This window comes from Pseudonocardia cypriaca (genome assembly GCF_006717045.1).
GTDB lineage: Bacteria > Actinomycetota > Actinomycetes > Mycobacteriales > Pseudonocardiaceae > Pseudonocardia > Pseudonocardia cypriaca.
Window position 1 is genome coordinate 353,898 of the sequence record NZ_VFPH01000003.1, and the last position, 13,861, is coordinate 367,758.

Sequence of the window (13,861 nt, forward strand, 5' to 3'; positions counted from 1 at the left end):
TCCCTTCTCAGATGATTCCGCCGTTGGCGTAGAGGACCTGCCCGTTGACCCAGCGGGCCGGGCCCGCGAGGAAGGCGACGGCCTCGGCGATGTCGGCCGGGAAGCCGAGGCGCTCCAGCGGGGCCATCGACGCCATGTGGTCCACCACCGACTGCTCCTTGCCCTCGAGGAACAGCGGCGTGGCGGTCGGGCCGGGCGCGACCGCGTTGACCGTGATGTCGCGACCGCGCAGCTCCCTGGCCAGGATCAAGGTCATCGCGTCGACGGCGCCCTTGCTGGCGGCGTATGCGGTGTAGCCGGGCAGCGCGATCTTCGTGACCGAGGTCGAGAAGTTGATGATCGCGCCACCGCTGCGCACCCGGCGGGCGGCCTGCTGGTCGACCACGAACGTCCCGCGGATGTTGGTGCGGTGCATCCGGTCGAGGTCGTCGAGGTCCAGCTCGGCGAGCGGGGCGAGCAGCATGATCCCGGCCGTGTGCACGACCACGTCGACGCCGCCGTAACGCCGCTCCGCCTCGTCGAAGAGGGCGGCCACCTCGTTCTCGTCCGCGACGTCGGCCCGGAACGCGGTGGCCGTGCCGCCCGCCGCGACGATCGCGTCGACCGTCTCCTCGGCCCGCCGCGGGTTGCCGGCGTAGTGCACCAGCACGCTCATCCCGTCGGCGGCGAGGCGCTCGGCGACTGCTCGCCCGATGCCCCCGGAGCCACCGGTCACGATCGCGATGCGCTGAGTGCTCTCGGTCATGGTCCCGCTCCTTCGTAACGTTGTTTCGCTTGAACGAGACAGACGCTAACACCTCGTTCGTAGCGTTGCTACCTCACTGACGAATCAGCGTTATGACCTGCGTAACACTCGTACGGCCCAGCTGTTATTAGCGCTACGATCAGAGCGTGGACATGCGAACGCGGATGCTCGACGCGGCGGAGGAGCTGCTGAACGCCTCACCGGACCGCGACATCGCGACACGTGCGGTGTGCGAGGCGGTCGGCGTCGGTGCGCCGGTGCTCTACCGGCTGTTCGGGGACAAGAACGGCCTGCTCAGCGCGCTGGTGGACTACGGCTTCGACCGCTACCTCGCCACGAAACGGGCCGCCGAGCCGTCCGCCGACCCGGTGGTGGACCTGCGCAACGGATGGGACACCCACGTCGAGTTCGCCCGGTCTCACCCGGCCGTCTACCGCCTGATGTTCTCGCCGAGCTTCGCCACCGTGCCGTCCGCGGCGCAGGAGGCGATGCGCCTGCTGCACCAAGTCCTCGAACGGTGTGCTGCGGCAGGCAGGCTGCGCGTCGAGTCCGGGGTGGCCGCCCAGATGATCATGTCGGCGAACATCGGGGTCGCGCTCAACCTCGTCACCCAGCCCGAGAACTACCCCGACCCGGAACTCTCCCGGCGGGTGCGCGACGCCGTCCACGCCGCGGTGCTCGTCCCGGACGCCGGGGGCCGCCAGGCCGACCGGGACGGGTCCTTGGTCGTCGCGGCGCTGCAGCTCGCCGCCATCCTGCGCGACCACCCGACGGAGCTCGGCGAACCCGAGACGGCGCTGCTGCTGCACTGGCTCGGCAGGCTCGCCGGCGGGCGATGATCGCCCGCGGGCGGGAACGGTCAGGACGCGGCGAGCATCCCCAGCATCCCCGCCACCGACGCGGGCCAGCCGAACTGCTCGGCCCGCGCCCGCGCCGCCGCCCGCCGGACCGCCTCGTCGGCGGCGAGCAGCGTGGTGACCCCCGCCGCGAAGGCATCGGGCCGGTCGAGCGCGGCCGCCCCGGACGGGCCGACGATCTCCGGAAGCGCCGAGGACGCCGACACCACCACCGGGGTGCCGCTGGCCAGCGCCTCGAGGGCTGACAGCCCGAACGTCTCGTGCGGGCCGGGCGCGAGCGAGACGTCGGCCGACGCCAGCAGCCGGGCGAGCTGCCCGCGGTCGCGGACGAAGCCGAGGAACGTCACCGGCAGCCCGGCGGCGCGCCGTTCCAGCGCGGGCCGGCGGGGGCCGTCCCCGGCAATCACCAGCCGCACGCGGTGCCCGGCCGCGCCCAGCGCGGCGACGGTGTCGATGCTGCGCTCGGGGTGCTTCTCCGGCGAGAGCCGCCCGCAGTGCACGAGGAGGGTCTCCGCGCCGGAGGCGAGGCCGGCGCGCAGGTCCGGGTCGTGGTGGCGGGGCGAGAACGTCGTCAGGTCGACGCCGAGCGGCACCTGGGCGACGTTGCGCACCCCGATGCGGTCGAACTCGGCCCGCGCGAAGGACGTCGTGCAGACGACGGTGTCGTAGGCCGCGGCCATCCGCGCGTTCGCCCGGTCGGCGACGCGCCGGGCCGCGGCGCCCGGGAGCAGGAACTGCGCGAGCAGGCGGTCGAGCCGTTCGTGGGAGATCACCACGCTCGGCACGCCGTGCCGGGACGCCCACGCGCCGAGCCCGCGCAGCGTGAGGCGGTCGGACACCTCGATCGCGTCGGGCCGCAACCGCTCCAGCAGGCGCTGCACCCGCCAGGGGTCGACTGCCCGGTAGCCACCGGTGCCGGGCAGCCGGGGCGCTGCGATCGTGACGCGCCGGATCCCGGTCGGCAGCAGCTCGTCGGCCGACCGCGGGCCCGGCACGACGAGCACGACCTCGTGGCCCCTCGCCCCGTAACCCGCGCCGAGGTGGTGCAGCGCGGTGCGCAGGCCGCCGGAGCGCGGACCGTAGAAGTTCGCCAGCTGGATGATCCTCAACTCAGGCTGCCGCTGCGGTGTGCCCGCCGATGACCTCGGCGTAGTGGGCGACCAGCTCGTCGCACACAGCCGACCAGGTGCGGCGCAGCACCGAGCGCCGGGCGGCCGCGCCGAACCGGCGACGCAGCTGCGGGTCGGCGAGGGCCTCGACCGCACCGCGCAGCTCGGCGTCCGCGGCCACCGCGGCCGGGTCGTCCGGCAGGGCGCCCTCCGGGTGCGGCGGCACCAGGAAGCCGGTACGCCCGGGCAGCACCAGGTCGCGCGGGCCGCCCGCGTCCGGGGCCACCACGGGCAGCCCGGACGCGAGGGCCTCCTGCACTGCCTGGCAGAACGTCTCGGACGGCCCCGTGTGCACGAACACGTCGAGGGAGGCGTAGATCCGGGCGAGCTCGTCGCCCTCGCGGAAGCCGAGGAACGCGGCACCCGGCAGGGTCGCGCGCAGGCGCTCCTCGCCGGGCCCGCTGCCCACCACGACGAGCCGGGTGCCCGGCAGCCCTTCCAGCGCCGCGAGCCGCTGGACCTGCTTCTCGGGGGCGAGCCGCCCCACGTACCCGACCAGCAGCTCGCCGGCGGGGGCCAGCTCGGCGCGCAGCCCCTCGTCGCGCTTCGACGGGGTGAACCGCCGGGTGTCGACGCCGCGGGCCCACTGGTGCACGCGCGGCACCCCGCGCGCCCGCAGCGCGGCGGTGGCCCAGCTCGACGGCGCGAGCGTGCGGTCGGCCTGCCCGTGCAGCCGGCAGGTCCAGCGCCAGGCCGCGCGGGCGGTGAGGCCGAGCCCGTAGGACGCGGCGAAGCCGGCCACGTCGGTCTGGTAGACCGCGACGGTCGGGATGCCCAGCCTGCGCGCCGCCGCGAGGCCCCGGTACCCGACGACGAACGGCGCCGCGAGGTGCACGACGTCCGGCGCGAACTCCCGCAGCGCCGTCAGCACGCGCCTGCTCGGCACACCGACCGGCATCGACGAGACCACCGGCAGGTTCAGCTCCCTGATCCGCACGACCGGGGCGCCCGCGTACTCGGTGGGACCGTCCATGCCGGGCGCCACCACCAACACCTCGTGCCCGGCCTCGGTGAGGTGCTCGACGACCCGGAGCACCGAGTTGGTGACACCGTTGACCACGGGGAGGAAGCATTCCGACACGATGGCGACGCGCACGGTGGCACCGTTCCCCGGCCGGGGAGCGCGCCGGTGGCGAGCCACCCAACGGCGAGCCAACTCCCCGTGTCGGTCACACAGTTGGCCGTGTGATCGTCGGCACGTCACCTGCGGGACGCCGGTGCGACACCGGAGCCGGTGACGCTCGGGCCACATGACCGTCCAGCAGGATCCGAGCGCACCCCCGGCGCCGCTCCCGGTGGAGACCGGGCTGATGTCCCGTGCCCTCGAGGTGGCCGGGCGGCTCGCCAACGACGCGGCCGAAGTGATCACGGCCACCGCGGGCCGGGAGCACCAGAGCGGGGCCGCGCACAAGTCCAACCCCTTCGACTGGGTCACCGACACCGACCGGACCCTCGAACGCCACACCCGCCGCGTCCTCGCCGCGGAGTTCCCCGGCGTGCCCGTGGTCGGCGAGGAGTACGGCGCTCTCACTGAGGGCCGCGCGCTTGCTCCGCGGCGCGCGCAGCCCTCAGACATGCATTGGGCCGACCCGGACGCCCGCACCAGCCCCTACCGGTGGGTTGTCGACCCGGTGGACGGCACCGCGAATTACGTCGCGGGATTCCCGTGGTGCGCATACAGTCTGGCGCTGGTGGACGCCTCCGGACCGGTCGTGGGGGTGATCGCCGACCCGAGCCGGGCCCAGATCTACGCCGCCGCCCGCGGACGAGGGGTGCGGGCGAACGGCGTCCCGGTCCGGGTCGTACCCCGGGCGCCGGCAGGCGGCCTGATCTGCGCCGAACTCGGGCCCGACCGCACCGCCTCGTTCACCCGGCACGCCACCGCGGCCCACGCCGGTATCCGCTCGCTCGGCTCGTCGGCGCTCGCGGTCACGCAGGTGGCGCTCGGCCACGCCGTCGCCGCCGTGCTCGAGGGCTACCAGGAGTGGGACGTCGCGGGTGCCGCCTGCCTCGCGGCCGAGGCCGGCGCCGTGATCGTCGACGGGAACGGGCGGCCCGACGCCCTTCCGGAGGGCGAGATGATCGTCGCGGTGCCGGGCGCGCTGGACGCCGTGCTCGGCTGGTGGCGCGCGAGCGAGGCCTGACCCCACCTGCGCGAGTCGCGCTGTGAATGCGCGCGAGTCGCGCTCTGGGTGCGGGTTAGGGTCGGGCATCAGTACCACCGCATCCCGCACGAGCCTGGCCGTCCGCGCCACGCCGTTCGCTTTCGTCGTCATCTGGGCGTCCGGTTTCGTGGTCGCGAAGTACGCCGCCCCGTACGCGGAGCCGCTGAGCTTCCTGGTGCTGCGTTACTCGGCAGTGGTCGTGTTGATGCTCGCCCTCGCCGTGGCGGCACGCGCCCCGTGGCCACGGGGGCGGCAGGTGCTGCACATCGCGGTGGCAGGCGTCGGGATCCAGGCCGGGTACCTGGGCGGGGTGTGGGCGGCGGTGGCAGCCGGGATGCCGGCAGGCGTCGCGGCGCTCGTGGTGAACCTGCAGCCGGTGCTCACCGCGGCGTTCGCCGGCCTGCTCGGCGAGCGGCTGGGCGGACGGCAGGTGGCCGGCCTGTTGCTCGGTTTCGCCGGTGTCGCGCTCGTGGTCTCGAACCGGCTCACCACCGAAGGCCTGTCACTCCTGACGCTCGGCCTCACCGTCATGGCCCTGCTCGCGATCACGATCGGCACGCTCTACCAGAAGCGGTTCTGCCCGCAGTTCGACCTGCGTACCGGGCAGGTCGTGCAGTTCGTCGCGTCCGTGGCGGTGACGCTGCCGTTCGCGCTCGCGTTCGAGTCGTTCCGGTTCGACTGGACGCCGCAGCTCGCGGGCGCGCTGGCCTGGTCGGTGCTGGCGCTGACCGGCGGCGGGATCTCGCTGCTGTTCCTCATGCTGCGCCGCGGCGCAGCGGCGCAGGTCACCAGCTACTTCTACCTCGTGCCCGGGCTCACGGCCCTGATGGCGTTCGCCATGTTCGGGGAGTCGCTCGGGTTGGTGGCGATCGGCGGGATGGTGCTGACCGTGCTCGGAGTGGTGTTGGCCACGCGGCGCACGTAGCGTCGACCGGATGGTGAGCCTCGACGATGTGGCCCGCATGGCGACCGACCTGCCCGAGGTCGCCGAGGTCGACCGGCACGGCAACCGGGCGTGGGCGGTGTGCGGTGTCACCGCGAGCGGCGGGGCCAAGGTCTTCGCCTGGGAACGGCCGTTCAGCAAGGCGGACATCCGCCGGTACGGCGCCGAGGCCCCGCCGGACGGCCCGATCCTCGCGATCCGCGTCGCCGACCTCCACGAGAAGGAGGCCGTGCTCGCCGACAACCCCGACGCGTTCTTCACGATCCCGCACTTCGACGGGTACGCGGCGGTGCTGGTCCAGCTGGAGAAGGTCGACGAGGCCGCGCTGCGGGAGGCGATCCTCGACGGCTGGCGGTCGTGCGCCCCGCCGGAGCTCAGCCGCCGGTACCGCCCCTAGCGGCCCGCCTGCGCCTCAGCCACAGCGCGATCGGGCCGAGCAGCGCCCAGACCAACGCGACGCCGAGCAGGAGCGGGACCGCCTGGTCGAGCGCGCTGCGCCCGGCCACCCGGACGAGCTCCGGGTCGGCCAGGTCGTACTCGACGGCCACCGACCCGCCCACCTCGAGCCCCGACGGGTAGAAGACCCCGTGCTCCGGCGCCACGGTCTCCCCACTGGCCACCGTGAAGCGGACGACCGTGCGGGCGAACGTCGACCCGTCGAGCACCTCGGCCTGCGCGTAGCCCGGGTTGGCCGAGATGGAGCGGTCGTTCGCGGCGGCGCCGGCCAGCGCGAGCAGGCCGAGCACGGTGGCGAGCACCGCGATCCCGGTGACGACCTCGGGAGCCCGGGTCGTCAGGAAGCGCGCGAGCGGGCGCACCAGCGACGCCAGCTCATCGAACGCGCTGGTGCGCCCCGTGCCCGTCGTCCGGGTGCCACTCGTCACGTCCCCCATCGTATGAGGCCTGGTGGGAGCACCGGTGTGGCCGGGGCCTCCCGGGTCGCGCGCACACGAACGCGAACGGCCTCCTACTCTCGGATTCGTGACGATCGCCCCACTACCGACCGGGTTGGGCGTGCGAACCAGGCTCGTCGGCGACCCGGGCGGCCTACTCGAGCTGCTTCCCGACGACCGCAACCCGCTGTCATGGGTGCGCGGATCCGACGGGCTCGTCGGCTGGGGCGAGGTCGCCCGGCTCACCGTCACCGGTGAGAACCGGTTCGCGGAGGCCGACTCGTGGTGGCGCTCCTTCGCCGCGGGCCTGCACGTGAGCGACGAGGTCGACCAGCCGGGCACCGGCCCAGTCGCGTTCGCCAGCTTCACGTTCGCCGACTCCTCGCCCGGCTCCGTGCTGGTCGTCCCGCGCGTGCTCGTGGGACGGCGGGACGGCGTGGCGTGGATCACCGAGTTCTCCCACGCCGACGGCCCGTCCGCCATGCGGGCCGTCACCCCCGTCCGGCCGACGGGCAACCTGCGGTTCGCCGACGGGCTGCTGCCCGTGGCCGGCTACCGGAAGGCGGTGGCGGAGGCCGTCCGCCGGATGCGGGCGGGCGAGCTGGACAAGGCCGCGCTCGCCCACGACCTCGTTGCGGTGAGCGACGCCCCGCTCGACCCGCGGTTCCTGCTCGCCGGCCTGGCCCGCCGCTACCCCACGTGCTGGTCCTACTCGGTCGACGGGCTCGTCGGCGCCACCCCCGAGCTGCTGGTGCGCCGCGCCGAGGGCACGGTCTCGTCGCGCGTGCTCGCCGGCACCATCTGGCCGGGCGAGTGCGACGACCTGCCCGGGCAGCTGCTCGGCTCGGTCAAGGACCGGCACGAGCACGCGCTCGCCGTCGACTCGCTCGCCGACTCGCTCCGCCCGCTGTGCGCCTCGCTGTCGGTCCCGGACACGCCGTCGGTGATCGCTCTGCGGAACGTCTCGCACCTGGCCAGCGACGTCCACGGCACGCTCCACCGGCAGGCGCCCGCCTCCCTGCTCCAGCTCGCAGCCGCCGTGCACCCCACGGCCGCGGTCGGCGGCACCCCGCGCGACGCCGCACTCGCCCTCATCGCGGAGCTGGAGGGCATGGACCGGGGCCGCTACGCGGGCCCCGTCGGCTGGATGGACGGCAACGGCGACGGCGAGCTGGGCATCGCACTGCGCTGCGCCCAGCTGGACGGGCCGATCGCCCGCCTCTTCGCGGGCTGCGGGATCGTCGCCGACTCCGATCCGGACACCGAGGTGCGGGAGGCCGCGGCGAAGATGGTCGCGGTCCGCGACGCGCTGGAGGACTCCGGCCAGGACTGACCGCTGGACAAACCCGCCCCTCATGGCCTACATGTATGTACATGACTGGACAGGTGGGGTTCAGCAAGCGGTCCCGGTTGGTCGAGGACCTGACCGAGCGGATCCGCTCCGGCCGGCTGGCCCGCGGCGAGCGGCTGCCTGGTGAGAACCAGCTGGCGGCGAGCTACCAGGTCAGCCGCGGCACCGTCCGCAGCGCACTGTCCGAGCTGCAGCGCCGCAACCTGATCGCCACCGAGACCGGCGTCGGCTCGTTCGTCACGTTCGACGGCGTGGCTCTCGACCAGAGCGTCGGCTGGGCCCGCGCCCTCGCCGACGCCGGGTCGGACGTCACCGTGGAGCTGCTCGGCATCGAGCGGGGCGGGGCCGCGGATCTCGTCGACCGCCACGGCCCGCTCGTCACCATCCGGCGGCTGCGCCGGACGGCGGCCGGCCCGGTCTCCCTGGAGACGTCCGCGGTTCCGGCCACCGGCGCGCTCGCCGACCTGCCCGTGCGCGGCCTCGTCGACGGCTCGATCACGGCGACGCTGCGGGCGGCCGGGCTGAGCGGCACGAACGGCGAGCAGTGGATCTCGACCGTCCCCCTCGACGAGGAGGCCGCCGCCCTGCTCGAACGCGGCACCGGTGAGCTGTTCCTCCACTCGACCCGCACCACGCTGACCAGCGACGGAACCCTCGTCGAGCACGTCGAGAGCCTGCTGGACCCGGCGCGGTTCCGGTTCCACCTGACGTTCGGGGATCGATGAGCGAGCGGGACCGGGCGATCGGCGCGCTCGCCGGACTCGCCCTCGGCGACGCGCTGGGCATGCCCACGCAGTCGATGTCGCGGGAGTGGATCACCTCGCGGTACGGGCGCGTGACCACGCTGCTCGACGCCGCCCCCGACCAGCCGATCGCGCCGGGGATGCCGGCGGGCTCGGTCACCGACGACACGGAGCAGGCGCTGCTGCTCGCCGGGCTGCTGATCGACGGGGCCGGCCGCGTCGACGCGACCGCGTTCGCGGACGCGCTGGAGCGGTGGGAGGCCGACATGGTCCGCCGTGGCTCGGCGGACCTGCTCGGCCCCTCGACCAAACGCGCGATCCAGCGCCTGCGGGCGGGCGAGGCACCGGACGAGGCCGGTCGCGACGGCACCACCAACGGGGCCGCGATGCGGGTGGCGCCCGTGGGGGTCGCCGTGCCGGTGACGGACCAGGACGCGCTGCTCGACGCCGTCGTGCAGGCCAGCCGGGTGACCCACAACTCCTCCATCGGGATCGCCGCGGCCGCCGCGGTGGCCGCGGCCGTCTCCGCAGGCGTCGCGGGCGAGAGCCTGAGCAGCGCGCTCGACGCCGCCGAGCACGCCGCGGCCGCAGGCGCCCGGCGCGGCCACTGGGCCGCGGGCGGCGACATCGCCGCCCGCATCCGGTGGGCCCGCGGCTTCGTACGCGGCCGGGACCGCGCCGACCTCGCCGACGCCGTCGCGGACGTGATCGGCACGTCCGTGGCGGCGCAGGAGTCGGTGGTGGCCGCGTTCGCGCTCGCCGAGGCGCTCGGCGACGCCCCCCTCGAAGCGCTCACCCTCGCGGCCGAGATCGGCGGCGACACCGACACGGTCGCCGCGATCTGCGGCGCCGTGCTCGGCGCGCACCACGGCGTGGGCGGGCTGCCCGCGGACCTGCTCGACACGGTCCTGCGGGTCAACGGCCTCGATCCGGCACCCGTCGCCGACGGGCTGCTCCGACTCCGGCACGGGAGCTCGACATGACCACCACCAGCGAAGGTCCCAGCACCGGGAAGGTCGAAGCCGCGCTCGAGACGCGCGGCATCGAGCCGGTGCCTGCCGACGAGCGTCACGGGCGCCCGGCCCAGTTGTTCTGGGTGTGGTTCGCCGCCAACATCTCGATCCTCGGCCTGCCGCTGGGCGCCACCCTCGTCGCGCTGGGGCTCACCGTGTGGCAAGCGGTGGTCGTCGCGGCCATCGGCTCGGTCGGCTCGTTCGCGATCGTCGGGGCGGTGTCGATCGCAGGCCGCCGCGGCGGCGCCCCCGGCCTCACGCTGTCGCGGGCCGTGTTCGGGGCGCGCGGCAACATCGGCCCCACCGCCGTCTCGCTGATCTCCCGGCTGGGCTGGGAGACGGTCAACACGACGACGGCGGCGTTCGCGCTGCTCTCGCTGTGCACGATCCTGTTCGGCGCCAGCCCGGCCGCCACCGACCACCCCTGGCTGACCGTCGCGTGCATCACGGTGTTCGTGCTGCTCACGGTGGTCGTGTCCGGGCTGGGGCACGCCGTGCTGGTGTCCGTGCAGCGCTGGGCGACCTGGGTGTTCGGCGCGCTCAACATCGTGGTCGGCGCGTTCCTCGTCGCCACCGTCGACTGGGCGGCCGTCGGCGCGGCCACCCCCGCGCCCGTCGGCACGATGATCGCGGGCGTCGGCATCATCGCGGCCGGCACCGGCATCGGGTGGGCGAACGCGTCGGCCGACGTCTCGCGCTACCAGGCACCCGGCGTGAAGGCGGGCTCCCTGGTGCTCTCGGCGGCCGCGGGGGCGGGCATCCCGCTGGTGCTCCTCATCTCGCTGGGAAGCATGCTCGCCGCGGGCGACCCGTCGCTGGCCGACGCGGGCGACCCGGTGGCCGCCATCCGCGCCATGCTGCCGACCTGGATGGCGGTGCCGTACCTGGTGGCGGCGTTCGGCGGGCTGCTGCTGTCCAACCACCTGTCCGTCTACTCCGCAGGGCTCACCACCCTGACGCTCGGCCTGCGGATGCCGCGCGTGTACGCCGTGGTCGTCGACGTGGTGGTGACGTTCGTCGGGGCGATCTACTTCATCCTCGTCGCCGACGACTTCTACGGCCCCTTCATCGCGTTCATCAGCCTCCTCGCCGTACCGATCACGGCCTGGGTCGGCGTGTTCGCCACCGACATGCTCCGCCGCGAGCACTACGACCCGGTCGCGCTGATGGACGTGCGCCGGACCAGCGCGTACTGGTACCGCGGCGGTGTCGAGTGGCGGGCCGTCACGGCATGGGCCGCCGCGATCGTGGCCGGCTACCTCTTCGTCACCGCGGGCCCGTCGGACGCGCCGTGGTTCAGCGGACCGCTCGCCGGGAGCTGGTTCGGGGAGAACGGGCTCGGCTGGGTGGTCACCTTCGTCGTGGCAGCAGGGATCTACGGCGGGCTGGGCGGGGCCCGGCGATGACCGGTCGGCTGATCCACACCGGGCAGGTGATCCTCGACCTGGTGATGCGGGTGAAGGGGCTGCCGCCGGTCGGCGGGGACGTGTTCGCCTCGCACACCGACCTGCAGCCCGGCGGCGGGTTCAACGTCATGGCCGCGGCCGCGCGGGCCGGGGCCGAGGTCGTGTACGCGGGCGGGCACGGCGGCGGCCGGTTCGGCGACCTCGCGCGCGCCGCCATGGCCGCCGAGGGCATCACGGCAGCGCTCCCGCCCACCCCGGGATCGGACACCGGGATCTGCGTCGTGCTCGTGGACGGCACCGGCGAGCGCACGTTCGTGACGGGCAGCGGGGCCGAGTCGACCGTCGACGCCGCGGCGCTCGCGGCCGTACCGGTCACCGCCGCCGACGTGGTGTACGTGAGCGGCTACAGCCTGCTCGTCCCGGACAAGGCGGCCGTCCTGCTCGACCGGCTCACCACCCTCGACGACCCGACGGTGCTGGTCGACCCAGGGCCGCTCGTCGGGGAGATCGACCCCACCGCATGGACCCGCCTGCTGGAACGCACGTCGATCCTCTCCGCGAACGCCCGCGAGGCACGCATCCTCACCGGCGAGACCGACGGCTGGGCGGCCTCGGCGAAGCTCGCCAGGCGCCTTCCCCCGTCGGCGGCCGTGATCGTGCGCGACGGCGCGGCGGGGTGCCTCGTCACCCGCGACGGCACCAGGACGCACGTCCCCGGCATCCCGGTCGAGGTCGTCGACACCACGGGGGCGGGCGACGCGCACTGCGGTGTGCTCGCCGCCGAGCTGTTGCGCGGGGCGGACCTCGTCGGCGCCGCGACCCGCGCGAACGCGGCGGCCGCCCTCGCCGTGACGCGTCCCGGGCCCGCCACCGCACCCACCCGCGAAGAGGTGGACCTGCTCCTGGCGACGACCTCCTGAACCTGCGACCGAGCCACCCGGCAGGCTCAGAAGACCTCCGCCAGGACCGCGTCGACGGCCGCGCGGAGCTTCGCGTGCCCTTCCCGCAGCTCGCGGCGATCGGCGCGCACCTCGACGACCCGTAGCCCGGGCGCCGGGACGAGCGCGCCTGCGAGGTCCGGTAGGTCGGCCGGTACGTGGCCGGTGCCGGTGGCCGCGCACAGGGCGGCCAGGTCGACGTCGTGCGGCGTGCCGAAGACCCGCTCGAACGCGGCGGCGTGCGCCGGGTCGCCCTGTTCGAGGAGCCCGAAGATCCCGCCGCCTCCGTCGTTGAGGACGACGATCGTGAGGTCGGGGCGCGGCTCGTCGGGACCGAGGACGAGGCCGGTGGTGTCGTGCAGGAGCGTGAGGTCGCCGATCAGCGCGTAGGCCGGGCCCTCGTGGGCGAGCGCGGCGCCGATCGCCGTGGACACGGTCCCGTCGATGCCCGCGACGCCTCGGTTCGCGAGCACCGTGAGGTCCGGACGCGGCGCCGCGGCCAGCGCGACGTCGCGCACCGGGTTGGACGAGCCGAGCACCAGCTGCGCGCCGGACGGCAGCGCGGCCACCAGCTCACGGGCGAGGCGCAGGCCCCCGGGGGCGGCGGGGTCGTCGAGGGCCTTGTCGAGGGCCTCCGCCGCGGCGGCGTCCGCGGCGCGCCACCGGTCCGTCCACGAGCGGCCGGGGTGCAGCCGCGGCAGGCTCCCGATGGCGCGGACGCTGCCTGCGACGTCCGTCCACGGCATGCCTCGTGGGTCGGCGAGCGCGTGGACGGTGACGTCCGGGTCGGCCAGTAGCCGCTGGACCGAGCGGTGCAGCGTGGGCCGGCCCGCCACCACCACCTGGGCGGGCCGCAACGCAGGCGAGGCCCCGAGGAGCCACGGTCCGGTGCGCACCCCGGCGGGCCAGGCCGCGGACGCGGGTTCGGCCACCACCGGCACCGGCAGGTCGAGCAGGTCCTCCGGGGCGCCGTGACCGGCGATGACGAGCGTGGGGGCCGCCGGGTCCAGCGGCAACGGCCCGACCTGCCGGGCGGCGGGAACCACCCGCGTGCGCGGCTCACCGTCGGGACGGCCCGCCGGGGCCTCCCCCGGCTCGTCGGGCACCAGCGGCTCGGCGAAGGGCAGGTTCAGGTGCGCGGGGCCGGGCGGCCCACCGGAGGCACCCGTCGCGGCTGCGACGAGCCGGTCGACGAACGAGCGGCTGCGCGCGGGATCGCCGCCGATCCCGGCGTTGACGGCCAGCCGCACCGTGCCACCGAACAGTCCGGCCTGCTCGATCGTCTGGCTGGCGCCGGTGCCGATCACGTCAGGCGGCCGGTCGGAGCTCAGCACCAGCAGCGGAACGCCCGCGTACGAGGCCTCCAGCACCGCTGGGTGCAGGTTCGCCACGGCCGTGCCGGACGTCGTGCAGACCGGCACCGGACGCCCCGACCGCAGCGCGAGCCCGAGCGCGAGGAAGCCTGCCGTGCGCTCGTCGATCCGGACGTGCAGCCGCAACCGGCCGGCGGCGTCCGCGGCGTGCAGAGCGAACGACAGGGGCGCGTTGCGCGATCCGGGGCACAGCACCGCGTCGGTGACGCCGCACCGGACCAGCTCGTCGACGACCAGCCGCGCGTGGGTCGTCGACGGGTTCACG

General features: G+C 74.9%; 14 protein-coding genes. 9 read left to right on the forward strand and 5 right to left on the reverse strand.

Annotated features, from left to right (window positions below; all coding sequences use genetic code 11):
• Nucleotides 1-7: 7 nt before the first annotated feature.
• Nucleotides 8-745, reverse strand: coding sequence for an SDR family oxidoreductase (locus FB388_RS33690; protein ID WP_142106735.1), 738 nt, complete (start codon nt 743-745; stop codon nt 8-10).
• A gap of 152 nt (nt 746-897) precedes the next feature.
• Between FB388_RS33690 and FB388_RS33695 the strand changes: the two genes are divergently transcribed.
• Nucleotides 898-1,584: a TetR/AcrR family transcriptional regulator gene (locus FB388_RS33695; protein ID WP_142107687.1), complete on the forward strand. Its 687-nt coding sequence runs from the start codon at nt 898-900 to the stop codon at nt 1,582-1,584.
• A gap of 20 nt (nt 1,585-1,604) precedes the next feature.
• Here FB388_RS33695 and FB388_RS33700 read toward each other — a convergent pair whose 3' ends face one another.
• Nucleotides 1,605-2,711: a glycosyltransferase gene (locus FB388_RS33700; protein ID WP_142106736.1), complete on the reverse strand. Its 1,107-nt coding sequence runs from the start codon at nt 2,709-2,711 to the stop codon at nt 1,605-1,607.
• A gap of 1 nt (nt 2,712) precedes the next feature.
• Nucleotides 2,713-3,867, reverse strand: coding sequence for a glycosyltransferase family 4 protein (locus tag FB388_RS33705; RefSeq protein WP_211362412.1), 1,155 nt, complete (start codon nt 3,865-3,867; stop codon nt 2,713-2,715).
• Nucleotides 3,868-4,021: 154 nt separating this feature from the next.
• Between FB388_RS33705 and FB388_RS33710 the strand changes: the two genes are divergently transcribed.
• From FB388_RS33710 to FB388_RS33720, 3 genes are read left to right on the forward strand one after another with little or no spacing between them, the layout of a single operon-like run.
• The gene (locus tag FB388_RS33710; RefSeq protein ID WP_142106738.1) at nt 4,022-4,915 is read left to right on the forward strand and encodes an inositol monophosphatase family protein; all 894 of its coding nucleotides are present in this window, start codon (nt 4,022-4,024) and stop codon (nt 4,913-4,915) included.
• Nucleotides 4,916-4,937: 22 nt separating this feature from the next.
• Nucleotides 4,938-5,861, forward strand: coding sequence for a DMT family transporter (locus FB388_RS33715; RefSeq protein WP_281290519.1), 924 nt, complete (start codon nt 4,938-4,940; stop codon nt 5,859-5,861).
• Between the two features lie 10 nt (nt 5,862-5,871).
• Nucleotides 5,872-6,276, forward strand: a complete 405-nt coding sequence (locus FB388_RS33720) for an MmcQ/YjbR family DNA-binding protein (RefSeq protein ID WP_142106739.1) — start codon at nt 5,872-5,874, stop codon at nt 6,274-6,276.
• On the opposite strand, the gene FB388_RS33725 is transcribed toward FB388_RS33720, so the two are convergent.
• Nucleotides 6,254-6,763, reverse strand: a complete 510-nt coding sequence (locus tag FB388_RS33725; protein ID WP_142106740.1) for a DUF3592 domain-containing protein — start codon at nt 6,761-6,763, stop codon at nt 6,254-6,256. The two genes, FB388_RS33720 and FB388_RS33725, sit on opposite strands and share 23 nt — an antisense overlap.
• 97 nt (nt 6,764-6,860) lie before the next feature.
• Between FB388_RS33725 and FB388_RS33730 the strand changes: the two genes are divergently transcribed.
• Genes FB388_RS33730 through FB388_RS33750 form a run of 5 tightly spaced genes read left to right on the forward strand, consistent with a single transcriptional unit; the run spans nt 6,861 to nt 12,205 of the window.
• Entirely contained in the window at nt 6,861-8,105 is a 1,245-nt protein-coding gene (locus FB388_RS33730) for an isochorismate synthase (RefSeq protein ID WP_246122672.1), read from the forward strand.
• 35 nt (nt 8,106-8,140) lie between these two features.
• On the forward strand, nt 8,141-8,848 hold the full coding sequence (locus tag FB388_RS33735) for a GntR family transcriptional regulator (RefSeq protein ID WP_142106741.1): 708 nt from the start codon (nt 8,141-8,143) through the stop codon (nt 8,846-8,848).
• Nucleotides 8,845-9,849: an ADP-ribosylglycohydrolase family protein gene (locus tag FB388_RS33740; RefSeq protein WP_142106742.1), complete on the forward strand. Its 1,005-nt coding sequence runs from the start codon at nt 8,845-8,847 to the stop codon at nt 9,847-9,849. The genes FB388_RS33735 and FB388_RS33740 overlap by 4 nt, the downstream gene beginning before the upstream one ends.
• Nucleotides 9,846-11,285 (forward strand): purine-cytosine permease family protein, encoded by a 1,440-nt coding sequence (locus FB388_RS33745; protein ID WP_142106743.1) that lies wholly within the window; start codon nt 9,846-9,848, stop codon nt 11,283-11,285. The genes FB388_RS33740 and FB388_RS33745 overlap by 4 nt, the downstream gene beginning before the upstream one ends.
• Nucleotides 11,282-12,205, forward strand: coding sequence for a PfkB family carbohydrate kinase (locus FB388_RS33750; RefSeq protein WP_142106744.1), 924 nt, complete (start codon nt 11,282-11,284; stop codon nt 12,203-12,205). Before FB388_RS33745 ends, FB388_RS33750 begins: the two co-directional genes overlap by 4 nt.
• Before the next feature lie 26 nt (nt 12,206-12,231).
• On the opposite strand, the gene menD is transcribed toward FB388_RS33750, so the two are convergent.
• Nucleotides 12,232-13,860 carry a 2-succinyl-5-enolpyruvyl-6-hydroxy-3-cyclohexene-1-carboxylic-acid synthase gene (gene menD, locus FB388_RS33755; RefSeq protein WP_142106745.1) on the reverse strand — a complete coding sequence of 543 codons (1,629 nt, stop codon included), beginning with the start codon at nt 13,858-13,860 and terminating at the stop codon, nt 12,232-12,234.
• Nucleotide 13,861: the final 1 nt, after the last annotated feature.

Bases quoted from the DNA above. Each gene is read 5' to 3' on its own strand.
- FB388_RS33695 (WP_142107687.1), top strand. From the start codon at position 898: ATGCGAACGCGGATGCTCGACGCGGCGGAGGAGCTGCTGAACGCCTCA.
- FB388_RS33710 (WP_142106738.1), top strand. From the start codon at position 4,022: ATGACCGTCCAGCAGGATCCGAGCGCACCCCCGGCGCCGCTCCCGGTG.
- FB388_RS33745 (WP_142106743.1), top strand. From the start codon at position 9,846: ATGACCACCACCAGCGAAGGTCCCAGCACCGGGAAGGTCGAAGCCGCG.
- FB388_RS33740 (WP_142106742.1), top strand. From the start codon at position 8,845: ATGAGCGAGCGGGACCGGGCGATCGGCGCGCTCGCCGGACTCGCCCTC.
- FB388_RS33735 (WP_142106741.1), top strand. From the start codon at position 8,141: ATGTACATGACTGGACAGGTGGGGTTCAGCAAGCGGTCCCGGTTGGTC.
- FB388_RS33750 (WP_142106744.1), top strand. From the start codon at position 11,282: ATGACCGGTCGGCTGATCCACACCGGGCAGGTGATCCTCGACCTGGTG.
- FB388_RS33720 (WP_142106739.1), top strand. From the start codon at position 5,872: ATGGTGAGCCTCGACGATGTGGCCCGCATGGCGACCGACCTGCCCGAG.
- FB388_RS33690 (WP_142106735.1), bottom strand. From the start codon at position 745: ATGACCGAGAGCACTCAGCGCATCGCGATCGTGACCGGTGGCTCCGGG.